This window comes from Billgrantia sp. NRB1, assembly GCF_056921725.1.
Window position 1 is genome coordinate 440,837 of sequence record NZ_CM167783.1, and the last position, 25,248, is coordinate 466,084.

At 68.8% G+C, this 25,248-nt stretch carries 26 protein-coding genes and 1 tRNA gene; 13 read left to right on the top strand and 14 right to left on the bottom strand.

The genetic code is table 11. From position 1 onward, the window contains the following. Positions 1–8: 8 nt before the first annotated feature. Together yaaA and ACZIYR_RS01945 are read right to left on the bottom strand one after the other, a co-directional pair. Positions 9–788 carry a peroxide stress protein YaaA gene (gene yaaA, locus ACZIYR_RS01940; RefSeq protein ID WP_483528041.1) on the bottom strand — a complete coding sequence of 260 codons (780 nt, stop codon included), beginning with the start codon at positions 786–788 and terminating at the stop codon, positions 9–11. A 103-nt stretch (positions 789–891) separates the two neighbouring features. Next, on the bottom strand, positions 892–1,923 hold the full coding sequence (locus ACZIYR_RS01945; RefSeq protein WP_483528042.1) for an NADP(H)-dependent aldo-keto reductase: 1,032 nt from the start codon (positions 1,921–1,923) through the stop codon (positions 892–894). A gap of 224 nt (positions 1,924–2,147) precedes the next feature. Here ACZIYR_RS01945 and ACZIYR_RS01950 point away from each other — a divergent pair, with 224 nt between their 5' ends. Both ACZIYR_RS01950 and ACZIYR_RS01955 read left to right on the top strand, forming a co-directional pair. Then, positions 2,148–2,666: a tetratricopeptide repeat protein gene (locus tag ACZIYR_RS01950; protein ID WP_473032194.1), complete on the top strand. Its 519-nt coding sequence runs from the start codon at positions 2,148–2,150 to the stop codon at positions 2,664–2,666. A 56-nt stretch (positions 2,667–2,722) separates the two neighbouring features. After that, entirely contained in the window at positions 2,723–3,223 is a 501-nt protein-coding gene (locus ACZIYR_RS01955; protein WP_473032195.1) for a hypothetical protein, read from the top strand. Between the two features lie 13 nt (positions 3,224–3,236). Here the strand turns inward: ACZIYR_RS01955 and ACZIYR_RS01960 are convergent, their stop codons facing one another. From ACZIYR_RS01960 to ACZIYR_RS01990, 7 genes are all read right to left on the bottom strand, one after another. Next, positions 3,237–4,208, bottom strand: coding sequence for an NAD(P)H-quinone oxidoreductase (locus ACZIYR_RS01960; protein ID WP_483528043.1), 972 nt, complete (start codon positions 4,206–4,208; stop codon positions 3,237–3,239). A 22-nt stretch (positions 4,209–4,230) separates the two neighbouring features. Beyond that, entirely contained in the window at positions 4,231–4,782 is a 552-nt protein-coding gene (locus ACZIYR_RS01965; RefSeq protein ID WP_473032197.1) for an LOG family protein, read from the bottom strand. A 57-nt stretch (positions 4,783–4,839) separates the two neighbouring features. Further along, positions 4,840–5,361: a DUF501 domain-containing protein gene (locus tag ACZIYR_RS01970; RefSeq protein WP_473032198.1), complete on the bottom strand. Its 522-nt coding sequence runs from the start codon at positions 5,359–5,361 to the stop codon at positions 4,840–4,842. Then, positions 5,333–5,662 carry a hypothetical protein gene (locus tag ACZIYR_RS01975; protein WP_473032199.1) on the bottom strand — a complete coding sequence of 110 codons (330 nt, stop codon included), beginning with the start codon at positions 5,660–5,662 and terminating at the stop codon, positions 5,333–5,335. Before ACZIYR_RS01975 ends, ACZIYR_RS01970 begins: the two co-directional genes overlap by 29 nt. 64 nt (positions 5,663–5,726) lie before the next feature. Continuing rightward, positions 5,727–6,197 (bottom strand): Cys-tRNA(Pro) deacylase, encoded by a 471-nt coding sequence (ybaK, locus tag ACZIYR_RS01980; protein WP_473032200.1) that lies wholly within the window; start codon positions 6,195–6,197, stop codon positions 5,727–5,729. Next, positions 6,194–6,607, bottom strand: coding sequence for an acyl-CoA thioesterase (locus ACZIYR_RS01985; RefSeq protein ID WP_473032201.1), 414 nt, complete (start codon positions 6,605–6,607; stop codon positions 6,194–6,196). The genes ybaK and ACZIYR_RS01985 overlap by 4 nt, the downstream gene beginning before the upstream one ends. Positions 6,608–6,762: 155 nt before the next feature. Then, complete coding sequence (locus tag ACZIYR_RS01990) at positions 6,763–7,197, bottom strand: hypothetical protein (protein WP_473034973.1); 435 nt, start codon at positions 7,195–7,197, stop codon at positions 6,763–6,765. Positions 7,198–7,242: 45 nt separating this feature from the next. On the opposite strand from ACZIYR_RS01990, the gene ACZIYR_RS01995 reads away from it, so the two are divergent. Beyond that, the gene (locus ACZIYR_RS01995) at positions 7,243–8,436 is read left to right on the top strand and encodes a MalY/PatB family protein (protein WP_483528044.1); all 1,194 of its coding nucleotides are present in this window, start codon (positions 7,243–7,245) and stop codon (positions 8,434–8,436) included. Positions 8,437–8,490: 54 nt separating this feature from the next. On the opposite strand, the gene ACZIYR_RS02000 is transcribed toward ACZIYR_RS01995, so the two are convergent. Next, positions 8,491–9,420 carry a tetratricopeptide repeat protein gene (locus tag ACZIYR_RS02000; RefSeq protein ID WP_483528045.1) on the bottom strand — a complete coding sequence of 310 codons (930 nt, stop codon included), beginning with the start codon at positions 9,418–9,420 and terminating at the stop codon, positions 8,491–8,493. A 181-nt stretch (positions 9,421–9,601) separates the two neighbouring features. Here ACZIYR_RS02000 and ACZIYR_RS02005 point away from each other — a divergent pair, with 181 nt between their 5' ends. From ACZIYR_RS02005 to ACZIYR_RS02015, 3 genes are read left to right on the top strand one after another with little or no spacing between them, the layout of a single operon-like run. After that, a complete protein-coding gene (locus ACZIYR_RS02005; protein WP_473032203.1) occupies positions 9,602–10,270 on the top strand; it encodes a vWA domain-containing protein in 669 nt (222 codons plus the stop codon). A 48-nt stretch (positions 10,271–10,318) separates the two neighbouring features. After that, positions 10,319–11,302, top strand: a complete 984-nt coding sequence (locus ACZIYR_RS02010; RefSeq protein WP_483528046.1) for a kinase — start codon at positions 10,319–10,321, stop codon at positions 11,300–11,302. Continuing rightward, positions 11,292–12,191 carry a protein phosphatase 2C domain-containing protein gene (locus ACZIYR_RS02015; RefSeq protein WP_483528047.1) on the top strand — a complete coding sequence of 300 codons (900 nt, stop codon included), beginning with the start codon at positions 11,292–11,294 and terminating at the stop codon, positions 12,189–12,191. Before ACZIYR_RS02010 ends, ACZIYR_RS02015 begins: the two co-directional genes overlap by 11 nt. Before the next feature lie 249 nt (positions 12,192–12,440). Here ACZIYR_RS02015 and ACZIYR_RS02020 read toward each other — a convergent pair. After that, positions 12,441–12,517, bottom strand: a tRNA-Met gene (locus tag ACZIYR_RS02020). A gap of 196 nt (positions 12,518–12,713) precedes the next feature. On the opposite strand from ACZIYR_RS02020, the gene phbB reads away from it, so the two are divergent. Further along, the gene (phbB, locus tag ACZIYR_RS02025; protein ID WP_473032205.1) at positions 12,714–13,460 is read left to right on the top strand and encodes an acetoacetyl-CoA reductase; all 747 of its coding nucleotides are present in this window, start codon (positions 12,714–12,716) and stop codon (positions 13,458–13,460) included. A 137-nt stretch (positions 13,461–13,597) separates the two neighbouring features. On the opposite strand, the gene ACZIYR_RS02030 is transcribed toward phbB, so the two are convergent. Further along, positions 13,598–16,381, bottom strand: coding sequence for a DUF349 domain-containing protein (locus tag ACZIYR_RS02030; RefSeq protein WP_483528048.1), 2,784 nt, complete (start codon positions 16,379–16,381; stop codon positions 13,598–13,600). Positions 16,382–16,635: 254 nt separating this feature from the next. Between ACZIYR_RS02030 and minC the strand changes: the two genes are divergently transcribed. The 4 genes from minC to sbcB all read left to right on the top strand — a co-directional run bounded on the left by minC (position 16,636) and on the right by sbcB (position 20,080). Next, positions 16,636–17,400, top strand: coding sequence for a septum site-determining protein MinC (minC, locus tag ACZIYR_RS02035; protein ID WP_483528049.1), 765 nt, complete (start codon positions 16,636–16,638; stop codon positions 17,398–17,400). Positions 17,401–17,455: 55 nt separating this feature from the next. Beyond that, entirely contained in the window at positions 17,456–18,274 is an 819-nt protein-coding gene (gene minD / locus ACZIYR_RS02040; RefSeq protein ID WP_473032209.1) for a septum site-determining protein MinD, read from the top strand. Further along, positions 18,271–18,522 carry a cell division topological specificity factor MinE gene (gene minE, locus ACZIYR_RS02045; protein WP_102588074.1) on the top strand — a complete coding sequence of 84 codons (252 nt, stop codon included), beginning with the start codon at positions 18,271–18,273 and terminating at the stop codon, positions 18,520–18,522. Before minD ends, minE begins: the two co-directional genes overlap by 4 nt. 67 nt (positions 18,523–18,589) lie before the next feature. Further along, positions 18,590–20,080: an exodeoxyribonuclease I gene (sbcB, locus tag ACZIYR_RS02050; RefSeq protein ID WP_483528050.1), complete on the top strand. Its 1,491-nt coding sequence runs from the start codon at positions 18,590–18,592 to the stop codon at positions 20,078–20,080. A 132-nt stretch (positions 20,081–20,212) separates the two neighbouring features. Here the strand turns inward: sbcB and ACZIYR_RS02055 are convergent, their stop codons facing one another. Next, positions 20,213–23,086, bottom strand: coding sequence for an insulinase family protein (locus tag ACZIYR_RS02055; RefSeq protein ID WP_483528051.1), 2,874 nt, complete (start codon positions 23,084–23,086; stop codon positions 20,213–20,215). Then, positions 23,083–23,769 carry an SOS response-associated peptidase gene (locus ACZIYR_RS02060; RefSeq protein WP_483528052.1) on the bottom strand — a complete coding sequence of 229 codons (687 nt, stop codon included), beginning with the start codon at positions 23,767–23,769 and terminating at the stop codon, positions 23,083–23,085. Before ACZIYR_RS02060 ends, ACZIYR_RS02055 begins: the two co-directional genes overlap by 4 nt. Positions 23,770–23,906: 137 nt before the next feature. On the opposite strand from ACZIYR_RS02060, the gene ACZIYR_RS02065 reads away from it, so the two are divergent. Beyond that, entirely contained in the window at positions 23,907–24,524 is a 618-nt protein-coding gene (locus ACZIYR_RS02065; protein WP_473032211.1) for a TetR/AcrR family transcriptional regulator, read from the top strand. Continuing rightward, positions 24,521–25,246: a 1-acyl-sn-glycerol-3-phosphate acyltransferase gene (locus tag ACZIYR_RS02070; protein WP_473032212.1), complete on the top strand. Its 726-nt coding sequence runs from the start codon at positions 24,521–24,523 to the stop codon at positions 25,244–25,246. The genes ACZIYR_RS02065 and ACZIYR_RS02070 overlap by 4 nt, the downstream gene beginning before the upstream one ends. Positions 25,247–25,248: the final 2 nt, after the last annotated feature.

The window sequence follows — 25,248 nt, forward strand, 5'->3', positions numbered from 1 at the left end:
CGCTCGCCTCAACGCTGCTCTTCACGGCGGGTGAAGACCAGGGTGTCGCCCTCCGAGAGGGTGGCGTTGAAACGGTAGCCCGCCACGTCGAAGTCCTTGAGCCCCTCGGGGTCATCCAGCCGCTGGCGAATCATCCAGGCGCTCATCAGGCCGCGGGCCTTCTTGGCGTAGAAGCTGATGATCTTGAGCTGCCCGTTCTTCTCGTCCTTGAAGACCGGCGTGATGACCCGGGCCTTGAGGCGCTTGGCATCGATGGCCTTGAAGTACTCGTTGGAGGCCAGGTTGACCAGGACGGGGGAGCCGCTCTCGGCGACGGCCCTGTCCAGCGCCTCGGTCAGGGTGCCCTTCCAGAAGGCGTAGAGATCCTTGCCGGCCGGGTTGGCCAGCTTGGTGCCCATCTCCAGGCGATAAGGCTGGATCAGGTCCAGCGGACGCAGCAGCCCGTAGAGCCCCGACAGGATGCGCAGGTGCTGCTGCGCGAAGGCGTTGTCGTCATCGCTGAAGGTCTCGGCTTCGAGGCCCAGGTAGACGTCTCCCTGGAAGGCCTGGACCGCGGGCTTGGCGTTCTCCGGCGTGAAGGGAGTGTGCCACTCGGCGAAGCGCGCCGCGTTGAGCCCCGCGAGCTTGTCGCTGATGCCCATCAGCTCGCTGAGACGCTGGGGGGAGTAGTCGATGAGGATATCGACCAGCTCGCGGCTCTGGTCGAGAAAGTCCGGCTCGGTATAGAGCGAGGTGGTGGCCGGGGACTCGAAGTCCAGCGACTTGGCAGGGGAGATGACGCTCAGCATCGGGGCACTCCTGTGGCCTGGCGAATCGGTCAGCCCAGTATATCAAGGCGATGCGAAGCGCGGGTCTATCGCGTCGATAGCCCCGCGTTGCCGACCCCTTGGTTCAGGGGCAGGGATTGGGAAAGCGCTGGTGAATCGCCTCGATGCCCTCGAGCACGCTTTGCTCGAGCTTGAGCGATTCGCTCGCCAGATTGTCTTCCAGCTGCTCCATGGTGGTGGCACCGATGATGTTGCTGGTGAGGAAGCTGCGCGAGTTGACGAAGGCCAGCGCCATCTGAGCCGGGTCGAGCTCATGCTCGCGGGCCAGTTCCACGTAGGCGCGGGTCGCCGCCTCGGCCTGGGGCGTGGTGTAGCGCTGAAAACGCTCGAACAGGGTCAGGCGGGCATTGGCCGGGCGCGCACCGTCGAGGTACTTGCCGGAGAGCACCCCAAAGCCCAGCGGCGAGTAGGCCAGCAGCCCCACGTCCTCGCGATGGGCGATCTCGGCCAGGCCCACCTCGAAGCTGCGATTGAGCAGGTTGTAGGGGTTCTGCACGCTGACCACGCGCGGCAGGTCGAGCCGCTCGGCCAGCCGCAGGGCATGCATCACCCCCCAGGGCGTGTCGTTGGAGAGCCCGATGGCGCGCACCTTGCCCGCCACCACCAGCTCCTTTAGCGCGGAGAGAGTCTCTTCCAGGTCGGTGGCCTGCTCGTCCTCGTCGTGGGTGTAGCCGAGTTTTCCGAAGAAGTTGGTCCGACGGTCCGGCCAGTGCAGCTGATAGAGGTCAAGGTAGTCGGTCTGCAGCCGTGACAGACTGGCGTCGATGGCGCTGTGGATCTGCTCGCGGGTCAGGCGCGAGCCGCCCCGCAGATAGTCGAGGCCGGGGCCGCTCACCTTGCTGGCGATGATCACATCGTCGCGGCTGCTCCGGGCCTTCAGCCAACGGCCGATATAGGACTCGGTGCTTCCCTGGGTCTCTGCCTTGGGCGGCACGGGGTACATCTCGGCGGTGTCGATGAAGTTGACGCCGAAGGCCACGGCGCGATCGAGCTGTTCATGGGCATCGGCCTCGCTGTTCTGCTCGCCGAAGGTCATGGTGCCCAGGCACAGGCGGCTGACTTCGATGTCCGTGTTGCCAAGCGGTCGCGTCTGCATCCGTCACTCCTGTCGGTGGGGTTGCCGGTGTTGCCCGCCATGGTAGCCGGGGGCCAAGAAGGCGGCAAATGGCAGGGGTTGAGTCGCCGACGGGGCGGGCGTATGCTGGCGACCCTTGGCGGCCCCGGCGGAGACTGAGAGGCGTGCTTATTCAGGCCATGACGGCAACCATGGGAGGGTGAGGTCGTCATGCGTTTACCTTTCTGGATGCAAGGTTGTTTGCCATGACGCAGGCATCGTCACTGTTCACCCGGCTCGAGTATCGGCTCGCGGAGCAGCTGTTTCATACCCCCTGGCTGCCGCGCTCACCGCGCGCTCAGCGGCTGACCATGCATCTCTTTCAGCGCTGTGCCGATGCGGGACACCCCGCGGCGCTGTCACTCTACGGTCACATGCTGTTCCACCGCGGTGCCAGCCCCCAGGACAAGGCGCGCGGGGCCCGCTACGTGCTGGAGGCCGCCCAGTCCGGCGACCTCAAGGCCCAGTATCAGGCCGGGCGGATTCACGAACACGGCTGCGCACAGTATCCCCGGCGGGAGGATCGCGCCGTGACCTGGTATGCTCGCGCCGGCGAGGCGGGGCATCCGCTGGCCGCCGCCCGGCTGGCCAAGGCCTACCGGGCAGGCGAGCTGGGGCTGCCGGTGGACGCCGCCCATGCGGCCCACTGGCAGGCCCTGGCGGACCGCCACGCTCGTCTGGAAGGCGCCGAACTGGACAGCGACGGCACCCAGACGCGACACTGACTGCCCTTCATACGCCACCTGCCCCCCGGGCCCAGATCACGAGGACGGATCCATCCGTGACGCTGCCGACACTGCTGGATATCGAGGCGTCCGGATTCGGGCGCGGTAGCTACCCCATCGAGGTCGGCCTGGCGCGGGCCGATGGCAGTCACTGTGCCTTCCTGGTGCAGCCGCTGGCGGAATGGACCCACTGGGATCCCAAGGCGGAGCTCCTCCACGGCATCTCTCGCGCGCGCCTGCAGCGTGAAGGACTGCCCGTGGCCCAGGTGGCGCGCTGGCTCAACGACGAGCTGGCCAGCGTCGGCGTCGCCTACAGCGACAGCTGGGGCTATGACAACACCTGGCTGTCACTGCTGTTTCATCATGCCAGCATGCTGCCGGCCTTTCGCCTCGAGGCCCTGAGAATCCTGCTCGACGAGCGTCAGCTTGCCCTGTGGCACGCCACCCGGGAGGCGCTGGTCCAGGAGCTGGGCATCCACCGCCACCGGGCCGGCGAGGACGCCCGCCTGCTGCAGCTGACCTACCTGCGTACCCGCGAGCTAGCCGAGCGCCCCTGACGGTGGCGCCGGCCTACTCCTCCCCGCTGATCGACAGCAGCACCTTGCCGATATTGGCATCGCTCTGCAGATGGGCGTGGGCCGCCTCGACCTCCGTTACCGGCCAGCTGCGGTCGACCAGGGGGCGAATCTCGCCGCTGGCCAGGCGCGGCCAGACCTCGGCCAGCAGGGCGTCGAGGATGGCCCCCTTGGCCGCGGGCGGCTTGGCGCGCAGGGTCGAGCCGATCAGCCGCTGGCGCTTCATCAGCATCCTGCCCAGGTCCAGCTCGGCCCTGCGCCCGCCCATCAAGCCGATCAGCACCAGCCGGCCATCGGCGTTGAGCACCCGCTGGTTATCGGCCAGGTAGGCGCCGCCCACCGGATCGAGGATCACATCGGCGCCGCCCCACGCCTTGACCGCCTCCACGAAACTGCCCCGGTGGTGGTTCCAGCCCGCGGCGGCGCCCAGCTCGCGGCAAGCGTCGAGCTTGTCATCGTTGCCGGCGGTGACGAAGCAGGGGTGGTCGAAGGCGCGACACAGCTGGATGGCGGCGGTGCCGACGCCGCTGGCGCCGGCATGCAGCAGCACCCGTTCCCCGGGGGCGAGCCGGGCTTCCATGAACAGGTTGAGCCAGGCGGTGGCGAACACCTCCGGCAGGGCGGCGGCCTCACGCAGGCCGAGGCCCTCGGGCAGCGGCAGCACCTGGCGGGCGTCCACCACTACCTCCTCGGCATAGCCGCCCCCGGCGAGCAGGGCGCAGACCCGGTCGCCGACGCGCCAGCGGTCGACGCCGGCTCCCGTTTCGCACACCGTGCCGCTGACCTCCAGGCCCAGGGTCTCGCTGACCCCGGGCGGCGGCGGGTAGTGCCCGGCGCGCTGCATCAGGTCGGCGCGGTTGACGCCGGTCCAGGCGACCCGGATGCGCACCTCGCCCGCCGCCGGGCCGCCCGGTGCGGCGCATTCTCGCCACGCCAGCCGGGAATCGTCGATATGGATGGCATGCATGAATAGCGTCTCCTTGGCGGTATCAGCCGGCGGCCAGGCGGGCCTCCAGGGCGTCCAGCAGGGCGCCGGGCGTCTCGGCATCGAGCAGGCAGTCGCGGGTGCGCGCATTGAGAAACCCCTGCGCCACCGTGGCGTCGAGGAAGCTCAGCAGCGGCGAATAGAAGCCGGCGGTGTCGAGCACCCCGATGGGCTTGTCGTGAAGCCCCAGATACTGCCAGGTCCAGGCCTCGAACAGCTCCTCCAGGGTGCCGATGCCACCGGGCAGGGCGATGAAGGCGTCGGCGTGGGCGGCCATGCTGGCCTTGCGCTCGTGCATGTTGTTGACGCGAATCAGCGTTGGCAGCCCCTCGTGGGCCTGCTCGCGCTCCACCAGATGGTCCGGCATCACGCCGATCACCTCGCCGCCGGCGGCCAGGGTGGCATTGGCCAGCTCGCCCATCAGGCCGATGCGCGCACCGCCGTAGACCAGGCCGTGGCCGCGCTTGGCCAGCTCCTGGCCCAGGGCGCGGGCGGCCTCAAGATAGGCGGGGTCCCGACCGTCGCGGGAGCCCAGATAGACACAGAATCTCGACATGCGGATCTCCTTGGCAAGGCAGCCATCCTAGCAGCCTCAGCGTGCCAAGGGGGAGTCTCAGGGCAGGCAGTCGGCCACGCCGTGCTCGGCGTCCATCCACTGGCCAACGACGTTGTGGCCGCACAGGTGGTGGGCGTACTGAGTATGCAGGCAGCGCACCTGGTCCCAGTTGGCGATGCCGCCGATGCCGCGCTGCGTCAGCACCTGCTGGTAGCCCAGGTGGTCCACTTCGCGGCGCTGGGCGTCGCTCATGTGGTGCCAGCGGGCCTCGACGTAGTCGCGGTGGCTGGCGTGATAGGCGGCCAGGAAGTCGGGGTCTTCCTGCAGGCGGCTCTCCAACTGCTTGATCGCGCCGCCGGCCTCGAGGCGGGAGATCGCCACCTTGAGCCGGGTGCAGCTCAGCCAGTAGAGGGTGGGAAAGGGCTTGCCGTCGACGATGGGGGCCATGCGCAGCACCAGCGGGGTGCCTTCGCCGTCCACGGCCGCCACGGCCTCGATGCCCCGCGGGGCGCGACCCAGCTGCTCGGCGATGATGGCCAGCTGGCGGGCGTCAGGCGTCTGATCGGTCTGGATCACCATCGTTGGGGTCCCGTACGAACTTGGTGGAGCGCCCCACGGCACGGAAGAAGGTCCGGTTGAGCTGCTCGGGCGTGGGCACATAGCCTGCCCAGCGCCGCTCGCAGTACTCGTTGGCCCGTGCCATCAGCACGTCGTAGAGGCGATTGAACGGCGCATCATAATCGTAGGGGTCGGCCCCGAACAAGCGGATGTGCGGGTAGTCGGCGAAGCGCTCCATGAAGTAGCGCTCCAGGTCGGCCTCCACCGCGCGGTGCTGCTCGGTATTGTCGGGGTCGAGCCATAGATTGTAGCGGATGGACATGGGAGGCTCCTGGTTGGGGGCTAGGAATAGGACAGTGGGTGGGGGCATTCGGCTCGCGCCCGCCTCAGCGCCGGGTGAGGTCGGCCGGCCGGGCGCCGCTCAGCCGGATCAGCTCGCCCGGGGCGAGGCGGATCTCCAGGCCGCGTCGTCCGCCACTGACGTGGATCGTCTCCAGGGCCTCGGCGCTAGCGTCGAGATAGGCGGCCAGGCGCCGCTTCTGACCCAGGGGGCTGATGCCGCCGACCACATAGCCGGTGGCGCGCTCGGCCTCGGCGGCGTCGGCCAGCGTCGCCTTGCGGGCACCGGCGGCCCGGGCCAGGGCCTTGAGGTCGAGCCGGGCCGCGACCGGCACCATGGCCACCACGAGGCGGCCGTCGTCGAGTCGTGCCACCAGGGTCTTGAAGACGCTTTGCGGGTCGAGCCCCAGCGCCTGGGCGGCCTCCTCGCCGTAGGCCGGGGTGCGCGGGTCGTGGTCGTAGCTGAGCAGGCCGAAGTCGACGCCTTCCCGCTCGAGCTGCCTGACCGCTGGCGTCATGCGCCCTCGGGCTCCGTCACCGGCTGCAGGTGGGCCTCCAGCGCATCGCGCAGCTCGCCCTCGATGGGCACGGCACGCTTCGCGACGTGGTCGAACTGGACCAGCACGGTATGGCCCAGATTGGCGAGCACGCCGTTCTGCCAGGCTTCCTGGGTCACGGTGAAGGAGCTGGTGCCAAGCCGGGAGAGATAGGTACGCAGCTCGATATCGCTGCCGTACAGCAGCTCGGCGCGGTAGTCGATCTCCATCCGGGCCATGATCAGTCGCCACTTGCGCGGGTCCAGGTCGGGGGTGAAGAGCTTGAAGAGGTCGTTACGGGCCAGCTCGAACCAGGCCGGCAGGCGGGTATTGTTGATGTGCCCTAGCGCATCGGTGTCGTAGAAGGCGGGTTCGATGGTGCGAACGAACATGGCGTGTCCTTGTTATGCGTGGCATGTCGGTGGCCGGCATGTCGCGACAGGGGGCGCCGGCCAGCAAAGCTACAGCATTGCCCCGAGCAAACGCTAGGTCAAGCGCCCGGTCGTCCGGCGGTAGGGCGAGCCCCTGGCGGAGGCGCGCGTGGAGGTCACACCAGGCGCAGTCCCTGGCGGTCGGCCCAGGCGGCCCCCACCGCATGGGTCAGGGTGTCGCGCAGGTGGTCGGGCAGTGCGGCGCGGGCGGCCTCGACGTCGGGGAAGTCGCGGTTGAGCAGCCAGCAGTAGGCCCAGGCGCAGGCCTCCTCGTCGCTATGGGGCTTGGGGCTTGCGGGCATCTGCATCACCAGGAAGGCGGCGGTGCGTGCCGCCCAGAGCGGAATCGTGTCGCCCGCCCCGGGGCGGCTCCAGGCGGTCAGGGTGGCACCGTCCGGCGTCGCCTCGGGCTCGCCTAGCTTGGCCACGCGCGCGGTCTCGGCCAGGATAAGCGCCAGCCGGTCCGGCTCGCCCCGGCCCAGGCGACGCCACTGGTCGATCAGCGCCGGCATGCCCTGGCGCACCTTGGCATAGAAGCCGCTTTGCGGCATGGTCTTGGTCATCATTTCGCTGCTTCCCTGATCCGAGGAAGGTACATGGAGTACGATTTTGCCACGCCCGTCGAGCGCCGCCACCCCTCCGGCGGCGACTGGCCCTCGCAGAAGTGGCATCGCCACGATGCTAACGTGCTGCCGCTCTGGGTGGCCGACATGGACTTCCGCTCGCCGCCGGCGGTCATCGAGGCGCTGCATGCCCGGGTTGCGCACGGCGTCTACGGCTATGGCCTGGTGCCCGACAGCCTGCGGCGTACCCTCTGCGAGTGGAGCGAACGGGAGTACGGCTGGTCTATCGCGCCCGGCTGGCAGCTGTGGCTGCCCGGGGTGGTGCCCGCCCTGCACCTGGCCAGCCTGGCGCTGACCGAGCCGGGCGAAGGGGTGCTCACCGTCACGCCGATCTATCCCCCTTTTCTGCGGGTCGCCGAGCGCACCGGCCGCCTGCCTCAGCAGGCGGCCTTGGCCGAGCCCGCGGCGCCGGGCGAGCCCTGGCGGCTGGATCTCGACGCCCTGGAGGCGGCGATCACTCCCGAGACCCGGCTGCTGCTGTGGTGCCAGCCCCACAACCCTACCGGGCGGGTGTGGCGCCAGGAGGAGCTGGCGGGACTCGCCGCCCTGGTCGAGCGCCACGACCTCTGGGTGGTTTCCGACGAGCTGCACTGCGACCTGCTGCTGGACGAGGGCGCCCGGCATCGACCGCTGGCGGCGGCCTTCCCCGAGCTGGCGGCACGCACCGTGACGCTGTGGGCGCCCTCCAAGACCTTCAACCTGGCCGGTCTCACCACCGCCTGTGCGGTCGTCTCGGACGAAGCGCTGCGCCGTCGCTTCGCGGCCGGCATGCGCGGCCTGATGCCCGATGCCAACGTGCTGGGGCTGGTGGCCGCCGAGGCCGCCTATGCCGAAGGGGACCCCTGGCGCCAGGCGCTGCTGGCGGTGCTGCGCGAGCATCGCCGCACCCTGGTGCGGCGCGTCGCCGAATGGCCCGGGGTGTCCATGAGCGCGCCGGAGTCCACCTACCTGGCCTGGCTCGACCTGCGGCATGCCCAGGGGCTGGCCGGGCGCGTCGGCGAAGGGCGCGCGATATCGCCCCAGCGGGCGCTACTGGCCGATGCCGGCGTGGCGCTCTCCGACGGCGCCGACTTCGGCTGGCCGGGCTTCGCGCGGCTCAACTTCGGCACCACCGCCGCTCAGCTCGAGGCGGCGCTGACCCGCCTGGACGGTGTGCTCAAGGTCTGATGCTCTCTCTTCGCAAGCCCCGCCCCTGGGAGGCGGGGTGCATGGAGGACGCCCTCAGTAGAGCAGGGTGAAGAGGCGGCGGCGGTAGGTCACGGTCAGCGGGTGGTCGGCGCCCAGGGCGTCGAAGACTCGCAGCAGGGTCAGGCGGGCGGCATCTTCGCCGTAGGCGCGGTCGCGCTTCATCAGCGCCAGTAGCCCCTCCAGGCCCGCTTCGTAGTCGCCGTCGGCGACCTGGCGCAGGGCACGCTTGAACTGGGCCTCGCTGTCGTCGCGGCCCGCCAGGGCGGCCAGCTCCTCGTCGTCGGGGGCCTCCTCGGTGAACTCGATGCTGGCGCGCACGCCGCGGGCCGAGGGGGCATCCCGCTCCTCGGGGGGCAGGTTGTCGAGCAGCGTGCGGGCGTCGTCGCCGCGACCCTCGGCGACCAGGGTGCGAGCCAGCGCTACCTGATAGGGGTAGTGCTCGGGATGGGCCTGCATCAGCTGCTCATAGAGCGCGCGGGCGGTGGCGGTGTCGCCCTGTTCGAGCGCCTCGGCGGCCTGCTCCTCGGGGCTGGCCGGCGCCTCTTCCGGAGCCGGGAAGTAGCGCCCCAGCCACTCGCGAATCTCCTTCTCGGGCAGCGCGCCCTGGAACTGGTCGACCAGCCCGCCCTGGCTGATCAGCTTGACGTCGGGCACCGAGCGCACGCCCAGCTGGGCGGCGATGTCCTGGTTTTCATCGATATCGAGTTTGGCGAGAATGAAGGTGCCGGCGTATTCCCGGGTGAGCTTCTCCAGCATGGGGGTCAGCGTCTTGCAGGGCTGACACCAGGGGGCCCAGCAGTCGAGCAGGACCGGCACCTGCATGGAGAATTCCAGCAGTTGCTGGATGTTGTCGCGATCGACGTCGATGATCAGCTGCTCATCCGGCGGTGCCGCCTGGGGTTGGGTGTCGGCGGATTCGTTGGCAGTCAGAGGGGCGCCGCTGCGGGGATCGACGATGGACATGGGCGATAGCCTTGCAAAAGAGTGAATTTGGCAGATAGATGCGGGTGGCGGGCCGCGGATTCAAGGGGGCAGGGCGTTGGCCGCTTTGCTCAAGCCGGCGGAGCATCGCGATACGCCCTGTGGTAGGCTCGTGATCGCCTGGTAGTCACATGGCCAGGCATTCAGATACGAGGAACCGTCGATGGCGACATATCAGCTGAACACCAGTAGCGACCTGATCGAGAACCCTTCCCCTCGCTGTGCCTGCATGCTGGTACTCGATACCTCCGCCTCGATGTTCGGCCAGCCCATCCAGGAATTGAACGCTGGGGTTCAGGAGTTCATCGCCTCGATCAAGGAAGACGAGATGGCCGCCTGCTCTGTCGAGCTCGGCGTCATCACCGCCGGGGGGCGCGTGACCGAGCAGCTGCCGTTCACCACCGCCATGAACATCACTCAGTGCCGCCAGTTTGCCGCCACCGGCTTGACGCCCCTGGGCTCGGCCATGGAGCTGGCGCTGGACCGCCTGGAGGCGCGCACCGCCGCCTATCGCAAGGCCGGAGTGGCCTACTACCAGCCGTGGCTGGTGGTGATCAGCGACGGCGTGCCCACCGACGACTGGCAGGCCGTGGCGGCCCGCGCCCGCTCGCTGGCGCAGCAGCGCAAGATGGTGGTGATGCCGGTGGGCGTCGAGGAGGCCGATCTCGATGCCCTGGGCGCCTTCTCCACGCGCCCGGCCAAGCGCCTCGATGGCCTGAAGTTCCGCGAGTTCTTCCTGTGGCTGTCGGCCAGCATGAGCCGTGTCTCGGCGTCCGCTTCGACCACCGCCCAGATCAAGCTGCCCCCCACGGACGGCTGGGACAGTATCTGACGGGCAGACAAGGGGCGCGCCGGGAGGTGCGGCCGGTAAGGAGGATGCGTGGCACTGTGGGGACGGGTGGTAACGGATGCGCTGGGCAAGCAGCGCAAGCTCGGCAAGCGTCTGGCCCGCGGCGGCGAGGGGGAGATCTTCGCCCTGCAGGGGCGGCCCGACGTGATCGTCAAGTGGTACTACCCCGAGGTGCTGCAGAAGCGCGGCGACGAGCTGCACCGCAAGGTAGAGGCCATGCGCGAGCTGCGCGACAGCCACATGACCCGGGACGTGTGCTGGCCGCTGATTCGCGTCTTCGATGACCGCCATCGCTGGATCGGTTTCGCCATGTACCGGGCGCGGGGCGTGAAGATGGGCCTGCTGGCCCATGCGCTGCTCTACGAGCGCTATTTCCCCAACCTCGACCGCCGGCAGATCGTCGGCTATCTGATCCGCTTTATCGAGATCGTCCAGCAGCTGCACCGGGCGGGCATCTGCATCGGCGACTACAACCTCAACAATGTCTACTGCGTGCCGGGTACCGGGCAGGTCACCCTGATCGACTGCGACAGCTACCAGCTGCGCGTGGCCGGCACCTTCTATCCCTGCCCGGTGGGAAGCCCCGACATGACCCCCAAGGAGCATCAGGGCATCGCCTTTCGCGATATCGTGCGCAACCCGCAGAGCGAGGCGTTTTCGCTGGCCATCGTGCTCTTCAAGTGCCTAATGCTGGGCCGCCACCCCTACGATATCGTCGGCGGCGACGACCCGGTACGGAACTTGCGCCGCGGCAACTTCGCCTACGGCCGCGGGCAGCGCGACGTGCCAGAGGGCGCCTGGTACGCGCTGTGGAGCGAACTGCCCGAGGCGATTCGCGACATGTTCGTCACCACCTTCACCGAGGGCGCCAACCAGCCGAGCCGCCGGGCTAGCCTGGCGCAGTGGCATGCCGCCCTGGAGACCTACCAGCAGCAGATGGACCGGGGGGAATTTCCTCGTCGGCTGGTCAAGCCGAGCACCCCCGCATCTTCGGGAGGGCGGCATGTCGGATAAGCGGCACCCGTCCCTGTCGGGCCCGGCGGCGGCGGACGATGCGCACGAGGTTCGCCCCGCCTGGCAGGCCCTGGCCGCCGCCGTGGCCGGCCTGGCACACCTGGAGGCCTCCCCGGCGCTGCCCTGTCAGGACGCCGCCGCCTGCGTGCGCGCACCGCGTGCCGCCCTGGCGGTGGCCGACGGCGCCGGCAGCTCACCGGCCTCCGACCTGGGGGCCCGGGCGGTGGTCGGGGCGACCCTCCGGCTGGTGGATACCCTGGACGGGCAGCTGGTCGAGCTGCTGGATACGGCCGCCGAGCCCACCACCGAGACGCAGCGGCAGTTCGCCCTGCTGCTGGTCAAGCATGCCCAGGGCGTGCTGCGCGATCTGGCCGAGGCGCACTGCCGGCCGGTGCGCGACCTGCGCTGCACCCTCTCGGTGCTGATCCTGGGGCGGGAGCGGCTGCTGTGGCTCAAGGTGGGTGACGGCGCCATCGTCATGGAGCGGGCGGTGACCGTCGACCCGGCCGAGGCGGATGCCGGTCCTCAACTGGCGCCGCAGCTGACAACCCTGGGGGAGACCGGCAAGGGCGAGTTCGCCAATCAGACGCAGTTCATCGACGAGCGCCTGTCGCCTGAACAGGTGCAGAGCGGCAGCCAGCCGCTGAACCGGGTCACGGGGGTGGCGGTGATGAGCGATGGCGCGGCCGAGAAGTTCGTCGCCAGCGATGGAAGCCGGGTCTCCGGCCAGCTCAGCCACTGGTTCGACGACCTGCGCGGCGACCGGCTGCGCCACCGCGACCTGGTTCGCCTCTTCTACAGCGAGGCCTTCTGCCGCGGTACCACCGGCGACGACCGCGGCATCGCCCTGGCCTCGCGCTCGCTCGAGGCGCTGACGTCTGAGGTGTAAGCTCAATCACGGGGATGCAGTGAACGCCGCGTCGTCGGCCGGGTGCGTTTAGGCAGCCAAAAAGAGGCGGATCAGTAGGTGACTGATCCGCCTCTCTAAAGCGTAACAAAAAACCGAGGCTGGTGGCCTCGGTTTTTGAATTTGGTAGCGGGGGCCGCTGACTTTGAAATGAAGAGCGAACCGACGGTCGTCGGTGCTGTTCGTGAGCGCAACAAAAAAACCGAGGCTGGTGGCCTCGGTTTTCGAATTTGGTAGCGGGGGCCGGATTTGAACCGACGACCTTCGGGTTATGAGCCCGACGAGCTACCAGACTGCTCCACCCCGCATCGACGTGGGGCGTATTCTAACCCTTTGACGCTCTGTGTCAAGTAATCATTCAACGCTCGTGCACTCTGCGCCAAAGGGTCCATAATCATAAAGGATGGCTTGAAGGGGACTCCTTCAGCTAGCATCCTGTTGCGTATGGGATTTTGATCTGCATCAAGTAATCCTGTTGACATGTCATGATCAGGGAGGTGGAATATGGCTCAATCAGCACCCGTTGCCTGGGTAACCGGCGGAACCGGCGGCATCGGATCGGCGATCTGCCGCGCGCTGGCCGCAGCGGGCTATCAGGTCGTGGCGGGGTATAACAATCCGGAGAAGGCCAAGGCCTGGCTCGAGACCCAGAAGGCTGACGGTTTCGACAATATCGCCCTGTCCGGGGTGGACTTGACCAGCTATGACGCCTGTGTGGCCGGCGTCAAGGAGATAGAAGAGGCCCACGGTCCCGTCAGCGTGCTGGTCAACTGCGCCGGCATCACCCGCGATGGCACCCTGAAGAAGATGTCACCGGAACAGTGGCATGAAGTGATCGACACCAACCTCAACAGCGTCTTCAATACCTGCCGCAGCGTGATAGAGGGCATGCTGGAGCATGGCTACGGCCGGGTCATCAACATTTCCTCGATCAATGGCCGCAAGGGCCAGTTCGGCCAGGTCAACTACTCCGCCGCCAAGGCGGGGATGCACGGCCTGACCATGGCGCTGGCACAGGAGACCGCCACCAAGGGGATTACCGTCAACACCGTGTCGCCGGGCTATATCGCCACCGACATGATCATGAAGATTCCGGAGAAGGTGCGCGAGGCGATTCGCGAGACCATTCCGGTCAAGCGCTACGGCACGCCAGAGGAGATCGCGCGACTGGTGGTATTCCTGGCCGACAAGGAGGCGGGCTTCATCACCGGGGCCAACATCGATATCAACGGCGGTCAGTTCATGGGCTAAACCGGCGAAGCGTATCTTGTTGGATCAGGACGCGGGAGGCTTCGGCCTCCCGCGTGCATTTCTGCGCCGGGGTGACAGGGCGGCTGCCCGGTTGTGCGGCAGCCGCGGGGAGTCGCCGCCGCCGGTGCTATGGCGGCTCAGGGCGGGGGGAGCTGGGTCAGACGGGTCAGCAGACCGTCGAACTCTCCCACTTCGCGCTGCCACTGCTCGGGCGAGACCGGGCCGGTGGCCAGCAGGCTGCGCAGCACGGCGCGGACCTCTTCGGCCCGCGAGAGCTCGCGGCCGAGCCCTTCGTTGAGCCGTTCGACCTGAATGGCCAGGCGCAGTGGCTCATCGTGCTGGTTGACCCGGCCCATGGCCAGCAGCGAGAGGTGCACGCGCAGTCGTGCCAGCTGCTCGGTGATTGCCTCGGCATCGTCGGGCCGGTGGCGGGCGGCATTGCGCTGCTCGTGGGCGGCGATCATGTCCGCAGGAAGTGCCAGGTCGTCGTCCAGCGGGACGCTCTCCGCCTTGCCCTCCTGCAGCAGCCTTGCGTCGGCCTGCAGGTGGGCGTCCAGCAGCGGCCGGCAGGCCTGCCAGCGCTGAATTTCTTCGACCACGGCAAGCCGCGTCAGGCGTTCCCGGCGGGCCCGGACGATGCCACTCCAGCGGCGTCGCATGCCCTCGGTGCGGCGGCCGGAGGGCAGCGGCTCCAGGGCGGCGGCCTGGTCGATGGCCTGCTCCAGCACCTCGCTATCGGCATGCCGGGTCGGATGCCAGGCGTCGAGGCGGTCGATCAGCGCCTGCATCTCATCCAGGCGCTGGCGAGCGCGCTGCACATGATCCTCGCGCTGGGCCTCCCGAGCGGCGAAGATCTGGTCGCATAGCCCGCGGAAAGTGCGCCACAGCGCCTGCTCCTCGCCGCGGGGGGCGCGCCCGAGACTGCGCCAGCGCTGCTGCAGAGCCTTGGCCTCTTCGGCTCGAGCGGAGGGTGGCATCTGCTGTTCCAGAAGCGCGCCGGCCTGGTCGATCAACTGGCGCTTGGCTTTGGCGACCTCCTCGGCCCGCTGGTCGATCAGCCCCTGCAGCGCATGGCGGATGCGGCCAAAGCGGCGGCCGATCGCCTCTGCCTGGTCCCGGGGAACGGGCGAGTAGCGGCGCCACTCTTCCCGGGCCTGGTCGCGGATCCGGCGCAGCGCGTCGGGGTCGGCGTTCTCGGCGGGGGAGTCTAGCAGGGCCTCGAGCTGCTCGCACAGCGCCTCGCGGGCCTTCAGGTTGTGAGACCGTTCGGCGGCCAGGCGCTCGCGCCAGGGGCCGAGGCGCTCATGGATGCGGTCGGAGGCGGCGCGAAAGCGTTCCGAGAGCTCGCGGGTGGCGGCGGCATCGCCGAGTCCCTTCCAGTCGCGCACCAGCTGCCGGTGGCGACGGTCGAGCTCGGCGTCGCTCAGGCCGCCGTCGTCGGCCAGCGTTTCGATCGCCTGGCACAGCTGTTCGCGCTTGGGGCCGGCCACGAAGCCGCGCCAGTCGCGCAGCTCGGCGAGGCGTGCACCCAGTCGCTTCAGGCTGGCCTGGTACGGTCGCAGGTGAGATGCCGGCAACGTCTCGGCGCGATGCTTCAGGCTCTGGTGCAGGCGGCTGGCCCCCTTGAAGGCGCCGCGCTCGAGCAGCTGTTCGAGCTGGGCCAGGTCCTCGCCGAAGCGTGCCAGCTGGGCGTCCAGATCGCCCTCCTGGCGCGCGGTGGCGCCGGCCAGCTCACTGCGAGCCCGCTTTAGGAGCGGGGTCTCGGGCAGGTCGTCAGGCCAGTCGCAGGCGTCCAGGTGGGCGGCCAGGCGCTGGTGATCACGGTTGGCCAGGGCCGTCTCGATCTCCTCCCGGCGGGCGACGACGCGCTCCCAGGCGGCAATGACCCTGTCGTAGTCGGCCATCACGGCATCGTAGCGCCGGCGCAGGGCCTCGTCGGTGATATGCAGCTCGGAGAGCGCCTGCCAGCGATTGGCCAGCAGCAGCTTCTGGGCGCGCAGGCTGGCGATGTCCTGCTCGCTGAGGGTGTCGCCCCGGGGGAGTCCGGCGAGGCTCTCTTCCAGGGCTTCGAGCAGCGCCTCGCGGGCCTCGCTGGCTCGCTCGTGGCGCCGCTCAGCCGCCGCCTGGGCGTGCTCCTGTGCTTCGTGGTCGGTGATCACCTTGCGACAGCGCAGGCTGGCATCCTGAAAGCGCTGCTCCTGGCCGGCATCGGGAAGGTCCTCCAGGGCCTCCCACTCGCGGACCAGGTGTCGGTAGCGGCCAGCATAGAGTGGCTCCCAGGGCGCGCGGGCATGGGCCTCCAGGGAGCTGAGCAGGGACTCGCGGCGTTCGCGGGCGGCCTTGAGCGAAGCGGCATCGGCCCGCAGCCGATTGAGCCGCTCGCGGGCCTGGCGCATGACCTGGCGGTCGCGGCGCGCCTGCTGGGCCAGTCGCTGCAGGCCGGCTTCGCTGACGACCCGCTCGGCGGCGGCGTGACGCACGGCGGCAATCCCGTTCTCGCAGGCCTGGTGGATGAGGTCGTCTTCGCTCTCCAGGTGTGCCAGGGCAGCGAGGCGAAGCTGCTGGTTGTCGCCCTGCAGGGTGATGGCGACGAGCAGGGCGGTGTCGTCCAGCGCTTCGACCAGCGCCAGCCGTGAGGCGAGCTCGAGCCCCCCCGTCTGGCCGCACAGCAGCTCGGTCAGGTAGCTTCGCAGCTCCGGATTGTCGGGGCGTTGTGCGAGCAGGCGCAGGAGTGCCTCGGGGTCATCGAGCCGCGCCAGTGCCGTCCGCCGCACCTGAGGGTCATCGTCCAGGCAGAGCTGCTCCAGCGCCTGGCGCTGGTCGGGGCGAGCGGGGTCGAGCCGGCCGGCGGCCTGGCAGCGTACCTGGGCGTCGGCGTGCTGCCAGCGCGGGGCGAGAAAGCGTCGAAGAAATCCGGGCATGAGGTATCCTGAACTTTGGGCGCGTGGCTAGACCCCGCGCAAGCCACGATGGTCGCTATCGTGGTCGGCAATCTTTGTTTCATTGTTATCTAAGCATGCGCTGCGGCGGCAGAAAAGCCTGTGCGGCAGGTCGGGTGTGGCCAGATGGCGACAATGTCATTGTCGGCTCGCTGGCCGTATCATCAGTTGCAGGGGCCGGGGGACTCGCTTAGCTTTAGTCCCACGATCCGATATCACCCGAGTGGAGCCCGGCAATGAGTCTCAACCTGGACAGGGCAAGCATGGCATTCACCTTCAAGGGGGGCATGCTGCCGATGACGGTCATGGAGCTGGCCAGCGCCGACCCCGAGCGCATTCGCGAGCAGCTTTCCGGCAAGCTCAGCCAGTCGCCGGCGTTTTTCCAGCATACCCCGGTGGTACTGGCGGTCGAGAAGCTCGATGAGCCGCATCTGGCGCTGGAGCGCATCTGTGCCGTTTGCCGGGCCCACAAGCTGCTGCCGGTGGCGGTGCGCGGCGGTCCCGACCCGGTCAAGCAGTCGGCCTGGGCGCTGGGGCTGGGCTGGTTTCCGCCCAGCGACGGCGTTCGTGCTAGGCCGCTGGAGAGTGTGGCGGCGGTTGAGAGCGCCGCAGCGGTGGAGAGTGCCCCGGACGATGGCGACGCCCAGGCTGGCGAGGAGGCCGTCAGCGTGGCCAGCGGTGGGCGCATCTACCGCGGCACCGTCCGCTCCGGCCAGCAGGTCACCGCCCCGGAGGGCGACCTGGTGGTCATCGGGGCGGTGAACGCCGGTGCCGAGGTGCTGGCCGCCGGCAGCGTGCACGTCTACGGGGCGCTGCGCGGCCGGGCGCTGGCCGGCATCCATGGCGACACCCGTTCTGGCATTTTCTGTCGCGAACTGCGCGGCGAGCTGCTGTCGGTGGCCGGCAACTACAAGCGTCTCGAGGATATCGACCCGCAGCTGCTTGGCACGGCGGTGCAGGTCGCGCTGCGCGATGCCCAGCTGGAGATCACGCCGCTCTAGCGCCCACAGGCATATTCCTTATTCTTTATTTAACGCTTTCGAAAGGATGCTCAACTTGGCCAAGATCATCGTAGTGACCTCCGGCAAGGGTGGGGTCGGCAAGACAACCAGCGCAGCGGCCATCGCCACCGGGCTGGCGCTGCGTGGCAACAAGACCGTCGTGATCGATTTCGACGTGGGGCTTCGCAATCTGGACCTGATCATGGGCTGCGAGCGCCGCGTGGTCTATGACCTGGTTAACGTCATCCAGGGGGAGGCGGGGCTCAATCAGGCGCTGATCCGCGACAAGCGCGTCGACAACCTGCACATCCTCCCGGCGTCCCAGACCCGCGACAAGGATGCGCTGACCGCCGAGGGCGTCGAGAAGGTGCTCAAGACCCTGAGCAGCGATTTCGACTATATCCTCTGCGACTCGCCGGCGGGCATCGAGCGGGGCGCCCAGCTGGCCATGTACCACGCCGACGAGGCGATCGTGGTGACCAACCCCGAGGTGTCGTCGGTGCGCGACTCCGACCGCATCCTGGGGCTGCTGGCGTCCAAGACCCGGCGGGCCGAGCAGGGCGAGGAGCCGATCAAGGAGCACCTGCTCATCACCCGCTACAACGCCGAGCGGGTCGACGGCGGCGACATGCTCAATCTGGACGACATCCGCGAGATCCTGGCCATCGATCTGATCGGCCTGATTCCGGAGTCCGAGGCGGTGTTGCGGGCTTCCAACCAGGGGGTGCCGGTCACCCACGACGAGAAAAGCGATGCCGGACAGGCCTATGTCGATACCGTCTCGCGCCTGCTCGGCGAGGAGGTGCCGTTGCGCTTCCATGAGTTCCAGAAGAAGGGTCTGCTGAGCCGTATGTTCGGAGGAGGTCGCCGGTGAAGTTGCTTGAATTCCTGAAGCGCGAGCGCAAGAAGTCCGCGTCGGTCGCCAAGGAGCGGCTGCAGATCATCGTGGCGCATCAGCGCAGCCAGCGGGGCCAGCCCGATTACATGCCGATGCTGGAGAAGGAGCTGCTGGAGGTGATCCGCCGCTATGTCCAGGTGGACGACGATGCCATCAACATCAGTCTGGACAGCGAGGACAACTGCTCGGTGCTGGAGCTCAACGTCACCCTGCCGCGGGCCTGAGCGGGGCGGACGCACGGTGTGCTAGGCTGTGGCCTTCAGCGACGCAGAGTCAGGAGACCCCTCGCCCATGGCGAAGCCCGATGCCGCCCCGATGACTTTCCTCTGGCACGACTACGAGACCTTCGGCGCCGACCCGCGTCGCGACCGCCCCTCGCAGTTCGCCGCGATTCGCACCGATGCCGACTTCCGTGAGATCGGCGAGCCGGTGGAGTGGTTTTGCAAGCCGGCCGACGACTTCCTGCCCCATCCCCAGGCCTGCCTGGTCACCGGGATCACCCCGCAGCAGGCCCGGCGCCGGGGGCTGCCCGAGGCCGAGTTCGCCGGGCGCATCCATGCCCTGATGAGCGAACCCGGCACCTGCGCGCTGGGCTACAACAGCCTGCGCTTCGATGACGAGGTCAGCCGTCATCTCTTCTACCGCAACCTGCTCGACCCCTACTCCCGGGAGTGGCAGAACGGCAACTCCCGCTGGGATCTGATCGATGCGGTGCGGGCCTTTCACGCCCTGCGCCCGGCGGGCATCGAGTGGCCCACCCGCGAAGACGGCGCGCCGAGCTTTCGCCTCGAGGACCTGACCGCCGCCAACGGCATCGAACACGCCGGTGCCCACGACGCCCTGGCCGATGTGCGGGCCACCATTGCCCTGGCGCGGCTGCTCAAGGCGCGCAATGCCAAGCTTTTCGACTACCTGCTGTCGCTGCGCCGCAAGCGCGAGGCGGCGAAGGGACTCGATGTCATAAAGCGCAAGCCGGTACTGCACGTCTCGCGCCGCTATCCCGCCAGCCGCGGCTGCAGCGCCCTGGTGATGCCGCTGGCGGAGCATCCCACCAACCCCAACGGGGTGATCGTCTACGACCTCTCGGTGGACCCCGCCCCGCTGCTGGCTCTCGACGCCGAGCAGATTCGCCAGCGGGTCTTCGTCAGCAGCGAAGACCTGGCCGAGGGCGAGGCGCGCATCCCGCTCAAGGTGATCCACATCAACAAGAGCCCGGTGATCCTGCCCGCCGCGGCGCTCAAGGACGTGGAGGGGCCGCGGCAGGGGGAGTATGGCGACATCGTCGAGCGCCTGGAGCTGGATCTGGGCGCCTGTCGCCGGCACTGGCAGCACCTGGTGGAAAGCCCCGAGGCCGCGGCCAAGGCGGCGGCGGCGTTCGCCGAGCCGCCGCCGGAAGGGCCGGCCGACCCCGATCTGATGCTTTACTCGGGGGGCTTCTTCTCTCCCGCGGATCGCCAGCAGATGCAGCGGGTACGGGACACCGACCCCTGGGAGCTGGTGGAGGCGCGCTTCGCCTTTCAGGACCCCCGCCTGGAGGAGATGCTGTTCCGCTATCGGGCGCGAAGCTTCCCGGACACCCTCACCGGCGAGGAGCAGGCGCGCTGGGAGGCTTTCCGCTGGGAGCGGATGAACGATGCGGCGCTGGCCGGCTTCACCCTGAAGGACTTCGCCCGCGAGATCGAGCGCCTCAATCAGGTGGCGCTCGGCGACCGCGACCGCCAGATCCTCGAGGAGCTGGTGATGCACGTGGAAGCGATCATGCCGCCCCAGGCCTTCGGCTAACGCTAACTGCCCGGCCAGACGACAGCGCCCGGCCATTGGGCCGGGCGCTGGATTCACACCTTGTCTTGCGCTTTACTCCTCACTCCTTACTCTTTCCTCGCCCCTCGCCCCTCGCCCCTCGCCCCTCGCCCCTTACTCCTCTGCCTCGGGCAGCGGCTCCAGATGGCGCGTCAGCTCGGCGACGTTGCTGGGGTCGGTGCCAGGATCGAAAGTGATGTTGGCCACGGCGGTCTCGCGCAGTTCGGGCCACAGCGTTTTCAGTGCCTCGATGTCGACCTCGAGCACCCGGTCGGCCAGGCGCTCGCGGCGGTCGAAGTCGGTGTCGCCGAAGGAGAGGGCGCGCCACAGCCGGTTGGTTCGCCCGGAGAGGCTGGTGTCGCGCTTTAGCAGCTCGTCGTGGACCGCCTGGCGGTAAGTGGCCAGGTCGTCATCGCTCATCGCCGCCAGCTGCTCGCCGAAGTCGTCCAGGAAGGCGTCGATATGCGCCTGGATCGCCTCGCTCGGCGTGTTCGGCGACTGCACCAGCAGGCTAAGACCGGGGCCATCCAAAAGCGGTGTGTAGCCGGCGTTGACCACGTAGCCCAGCTGCTCCTCGGTGCGCAGGCGGTGGTAGAAGGGGGTGTCGAGCACCTGGCCGAGTACCGCCAGACTAGCCTGGGTGGCAAGGGTGCGGTCGGTCCCCTGCAGGTAGCGCAGCACCAGCGACTCCTCGCGGGAGGTCACCGGGTGAAGCGGCGGCAGCTCACCGTCGATGCGCAGCGGGGTGAGGTCGGGGATCGCCGCCGGTTCCAGGCCGGGGTCCAGGGCCTCGGCAACGCTCCGCCCCACCCGATTGGCCAGCTCGGCGTCGAGATTGCCCACCGCCATGGCCTCCAGGCGCAGCGAGGCGAGGAAGGCGTCGCGGTAGTCGCGCAGGTCATCGACCCCGAGGTCGTGGCTCGCCTCCAGCAGCTGCTCGGTCGGCCACTGCGGGCGCATCAGCGCCTCGGCCAGGGTGCGGTGGCCCTGGCGAAACAGTGCGGCCTGGGGAGCATTGCGCCATTCACGCTGCAGCCGGTAGTGAGCGCGAGCGAAGCTTGCCTCGTCGATCTCGCCCTCCTGCAGCTGGATCAGGGTGCGCTCGATCAGCTGCTCCTGGCGGTCCCGCCAGCCCGAGAAGGAGAGGGTGATGCCCCGGGCGTGGGCGTAGGCCTCGGCGCTCTGGCCGGCCAGCCGTGCCGGGTAGAAGTCTTCGTTGAGGCTGTCGTCGAGCCAGCCGGCCAGCAGCCGCGACAGCACGGCCCGGCGCGGGTCGGCGCTGGCGTCGGGGTGCTGCAGGCTGAAGCGCCACTCCACCTTGGGGGTGTTGAAGCTGGCGTCGCTCATGTGCCAGAGGCTGAAGCTGGGGGCGTCGACCAGCGCCGTCGGGCGTTCATGCTGCTCCTCGAGCAGCGTGAGGTCTTCGGCAATGAAGGGGTTGGGGGCGGGCAGGGCCAGGCCGGCGAGCGGCCTGCCCTCGGCGTCGGCGGCCCGGCTGATCTCCCGCCAGGGGGCGTCGAACCACGGCGACTCCTGCTCGCCCTCCACGTCCGGGGCGCTGTAGAGGCGCAGCAGGCGTTCCGGGCGCAGGGCGTCCAGATAGGTTTCGATCCGTTCCCGGTCGAAGCCGTCCATGCGATAGGCGGCATACTGGACGTCTTCCACCGGGAAGCGCGCTAGGTTCATGGCCAGGCGCATGGCGCCCTGCAGCGGCGAGCCGTGCTGCTGGAAGCGGAACTCCTGCTCGGCGAGCCGGGCCTGCTCATCGTAGCGCCACTCGTCCTGCCCCTCTTCGCGGATCAGTGCGATGGTATCGAACAGCGTGGCCTGGATATCGTCGAGCCGTTCGGCACCGGTCGGGGTCAGGCTGATGCTGACCGCAAACAGGGCGTGGTGGCCGTCGCCGCGGGTGACCCCGGCGGCCAGGCCGTCGGCCAGTCCCGCCTCGCGCAGCACCGACAGCAGGCTGCCCTCGCCTTCATGACCCAGCAGGTTGGCCAGGTAGTCGGCGGGCTTGTGGCGATACGCCTGAATCGGGTCCGGCACCGGGAAGAGGAAGCGCAGCTGGCGCCGGTCGCTCACCGACTGCACTTCCAGGTAACGCGGCAGCTCGTCCTCGCGGGCCAGCGGAGTGGTGATCTCGGGGCGAGAGAGGCCGCGGTCGGCGATGTCGGCGAAGCGCTCGGTGACCAGGATCTCCAGCTCGTCGAGGGAGTGCGGGGCGATCAGCGCCAGCTGCATGACATTGGCGTCGTAGTAGCGTTCGTAGAAGTCGATCACCCGCTCGCGCAGCGTCGGCTCGCCTTCGGGCGGGTCGGCCAGGGTCTCGCGGCTGCCCACCGAGAAGCCGGTGGTGGGGTTGTCGGGATTGAGCACCTGATTGAGCACGTCGTTCTCGCGACGGCCGTCGTCGCGGATCCGTGCCATGTACTCCGAGTGCACGATATTGCGCTCGCTCTCCAGCTGGTCGGCGTTGAACAGCGGGGTCAGGAAGAACTCGCTGAAGCGGTCGAGTGCCCCGGCGAAGGCGTCGGGCTCGATGTCGAAGAAGTAGTTGGTGTCCTGGGGCGCGGTGAAGGCGTTGAAGTTGCCGCCGTGACGGCGGATATAGCGCTGGTAGGCGTCCGCTTCGGGATAGGGTTCGGTGCCCAGGAACAGCATGTGCTCGAGGAAGTGGGCCAGACCGGCCAGGTCGTCGGGGTCCTGGGCGCTGCCCACGGCGACGTTCATCGAGGCGGCCGCACGGTCGGCCTCGGGGTCGCTGACCAGCAGGGCGGTCAGGCCGTTGTCCAGGGTCAGCACCCGGTAATCACGTTCGTCGTGGGGGCTGACGCGGGGCGTGATGGCCTCGGCGATGGCCTCCTCGGCCTCTGCCTGGCGCGCCTCGACGACCCCGGGCAGCGTGCCGACGATCAGCAAAGGCAAGGCCAGGGTCAGCGCCAGGGCGTGGCGGCGGTAGGGCAGCGTTGCGGCAAGGGTAGGCATCATCTCTCCTGTTCGGGTGTCCAGCGCAGCATGGGGCCGGTGGGGTGGGCGCAACTCGGCTCCTGGTTCAGGGGATTGTTCACTCGTCTTGATACCGGAAAGGCGCCCAACAGTTCCCTAGGGGCGGGAATCAGCAGCCGGCGAGCAGTCTCCGCGGGGGTGAGGGGGTCCAGCCAGCGCGGGGCATCGGCGGCGTCGATGATCGCCGGCAGTCGGTCGCTGAGCGGCGCCAGCAGCGTATTGGTGGGCACTGTGATCAGCGCCGTCGAGTCGGCGTGCTCGGTCAGGGTGGTGTGGTAGCGGCACCACAGGCCGGCGAGCAGCAGCGGACGGCGGTCGAGGCGGGTGACCAGGAACGGCTGCTTGAAGCGCGGCTGGGGCTTCCACACGTAAACACCGCCGGCCGGCACCAGGCAGCGGCGCGCGGCGAAAGCGTCGCGGAACATGGCCCGCGAGTCGAGCGATTCGGCCCGGGCGCAGTGCGGGGCGTGGTCGAGTACCGTCAGCCAGGGCGGCGTGAGCCCCCAGAAGGCCTCGGTCAGGCAGGGGGTGCCGGCCTCCAGGCGAATGATCGACAGGGGGCGTCTCGGCGCCAGGTTGGTGGCAGTTACCAGCGGGGCGTCGAGGCGCAGGTCCGGCAGCAAGTGGGCGGCATCGAGGGGCGGGATGAACAGGCGGCCGGCCATGGCGACTCCGGATAGGGGGTGGCGCCAGAGTAGCCAAGTCTCACAGGGCTGAAAAGGGGGCGCTCGCCGATGCTCGAAAACAGTGTTCGATGTGCGCTATGATGGCCTCTGAAGTTAACGTCCCCGCGAGGAGCCCGATGGCCCGTCCCCGACAGCATGCGCCCGAAGCGCTCCATGCCCAGGTCATGGCGGCCTGCGATGCCTGGCTGCAGGACAATCCTGTCCATACGCTGTCGCTGCGCGCCCTGGCGCGTGAAGTGGGCTGTGCACCCAGCACCCTGCTCAAGCTCTACGGCAGCTTCAACAACCTGCTGCAGCACGTGAACATTCACACCCTGAGCCTGCTGCGCACGGTCATCGAGCCGCTGGAAGAGGAGATGGCACCGGAGCCGCGGCTGAAGGCCCTGGCCCTGGCCTACTGGCAGTTCGCCCAGCGCGAACCCTATCGCTGGCAGCTGCTCTTCGACTACCCGCTGGCCCAGGAGGGCGAGCTCGACCAGCGTCAGTCCGACATGATCGAGGCGCTGTTTCTGCGGGTGGAGGCGACGCTCAAGGAGTATCAGCCGGCGCTGGGCGACCTGGAGGCACGTCGCTTGGGGCGCACCCTGTGGGGCAGCGTGCATGGCCTGGTGCTGCTGGGGCTCAACGAGCGCCTGGGCTACTGGCAGGGGCAGCAGCTGGAGGTGGGCGAGCTGCTCGACCAGCTCTTGACCACGACCCTCGCCGGTCTCAAGCATCGGTCCGACATGACGTGAATCTCTCGCTTCTGGGCCTGCTTGGCCTGCTGGCCGTGGTGGGGGGCTGGCGCTGCTCCCGGCGCCCGCGGCCGGTCATTCGCCTGATAGTATTTGCGCTGATCCACGCTATCTATCGGCTGCGTCTGCGTGGCCGCCAGTTCATCCCGGCCCGCGGCCCGGCGCTGGTGGTCTGCAACCACGTCAGCTTCATGGATGCGCTGGTCATCGGCGGGGCCAGCCCGCGGCCGCTGCGTTTCTTGATGGATCGCCCCATCTACGAGTCGCCCTGGCTCAACTGGCTCTTCCGCCTGGTCGGGGCCATACCGGTCGACGCCGATCGCCGGGACCCCGGCAGCGTGCGCCGCGCCCTGGATGAAATCAGCCTGGCCCTGCGCAGCGGGGAGGTGGTGATGCTGTTTCCCGAGGGGCGGCTGACGCCGGATGGCGAGATCCATGCCTTCCGCCGCGGCATCGAGCTGATCCTGGCGCGGGATCCGGTGCCGGTGATTCCCGCCGGTCTAGCCGGGCTGTGGGGCTCCTGGGCGTCTCACCAGGGCGGGCCGGCGCTGACCAAGTGGCCGCGCCGCCTGCGCCCCCGGGTGGCGCTGCACTTCGGCGAGCCCATTCCGCCGCGCCAGGTGCGGCGGGATCGCCTGGAGGCCAGGGTTCGCGCGCTCAAGGCCGAGGCCGAGCCCTGGTCGCGGGCCCGCTCGGCTGCCGCGCCGCTGCAGCGTCGTTGACG

Excerpts from the sequence above, each read along its gene's own strand:
- ACZIYR_RS01995 (WP_483528044.1), top strand. The coding sequence starts at position 7,243 with ATGGAGTACGATTTTGCCACGCCCGTCGAGCGCCGCCACCCCTCCGGC.
- ACZIYR_RS02060 (WP_483528052.1), bottom strand. The coding sequence starts at position 23,769 with ATGGCCGGCCGCCTGTTCATCCCGCCCCTCGATGCCGCCCACTTGCTG.
- ACZIYR_RS01945 (WP_483528042.1), bottom strand. The coding sequence starts at position 1,923 with ATGCAGACGCGACCGCTTGGCAACACGGACATCGAAGTCAGCCGCCTG.
- sbcB (WP_483528050.1), top strand. The coding sequence starts at position 18,590 with ATGGCGAAGCCCGATGCCGCCCCGATGACTTTCCTCTGGCACGACTAC.
- ACZIYR_RS02000 (WP_483528045.1), bottom strand. The coding sequence starts at position 9,420 with ATGTCCATCGTCGATCCCCGCAGCGGCGCCCCTCTGACTGCCAACGAA.
- ACZIYR_RS01970 (WP_473032198.1), bottom strand. The coding sequence starts at position 5,361 with ATGGTGATCCAGACCGATCAGACGCCTGACGCCCGCCAGCTGGCCATC.
- ACZIYR_RS01950 (WP_473032194.1), top strand. The coding sequence starts at position 2,148 with ATGACGCAGGCATCGTCACTGTTCACCCGGCTCGAGTATCGGCTCGCG.
- ybaK (WP_473032200.1), bottom strand. The coding sequence starts at position 6,197 with ATGACGCCAGCGGTCAGGCAGCTCGAGCGGGAAGGCGTCGACTTCGGC.
- ACZIYR_RS02005 (WP_473032203.1), top strand. The coding sequence starts at position 9,602 with ATGGCGACATATCAGCTGAACACCAGTAGCGACCTGATCGAGAACCCT.
- ACZIYR_RS02015 (WP_483528047.1), top strand. The coding sequence starts at position 11,292 with ATGTCGGATAAGCGGCACCCGTCCCTGTCGGGCCCGGCGGCGGCGGAC.
- minC (WP_483528049.1), top strand. The coding sequence starts at position 16,636 with ATGAGTCTCAACCTGGACAGGGCAAGCATGGCATTCACCTTCAAGGGG.
- ACZIYR_RS01990 (WP_473034973.1), bottom strand. The coding sequence starts at position 7,197 with ATGCCGCAAAGCGGCTTCTATGCCAAGGTGCGCCAGGGCATGCCGGCG.
- ACZIYR_RS02055 (WP_483528051.1), bottom strand. The coding sequence starts at position 23,086 with ATGATGCCTACCCTTGCCGCAACGCTGCCCTACCGCCGCCACGCCCTG.
- ACZIYR_RS01975 (WP_473032199.1), bottom strand. The coding sequence starts at position 5,662 with ATGTCCATCCGCTACAATCTATGGCTCGACCCCGACAATACCGAGCAG.
- ACZIYR_RS01960 (WP_483528043.1), bottom strand. The coding sequence starts at position 4,208 with ATGCATGCCATCCATATCGACGATTCCCGGCTGGCGTGGCGAGAATGC.
- yaaA (WP_483528041.1), bottom strand. The coding sequence starts at position 788 with ATGCTGAGCGTCATCTCCCCTGCCAAGTCGCTGGACTTCGAGTCCCCG.
- ACZIYR_RS02065 (WP_473032211.1), top strand. The coding sequence starts at position 23,907 with ATGGCCCGTCCCCGACAGCATGCGCCCGAAGCGCTCCATGCCCAGGTC.
- ACZIYR_RS01985 (WP_473032201.1), bottom strand. The coding sequence starts at position 6,607 with ATGTTCGTTCGCACCATCGAACCCGCCTTCTACGACACCGATGCGCTA.
- phbB (WP_473032205.1), top strand. The coding sequence starts at position 12,714 with ATGGCTCAATCAGCACCCGTTGCCTGGGTAACCGGCGGAACCGGCGGC.
- ACZIYR_RS02030 (WP_483528048.1), bottom strand. The coding sequence starts at position 16,381 with ATGCCCGGATTTCTTCGACGCTTTCTCGCCCCGCGCTGGCAGCACGCC.
- ACZIYR_RS01965 (WP_473032197.1), bottom strand. The coding sequence starts at position 4,782 with ATGTCGAGATTCTGTGTCTATCTGGGCTCCCGCGACGGTCGGGACCCC.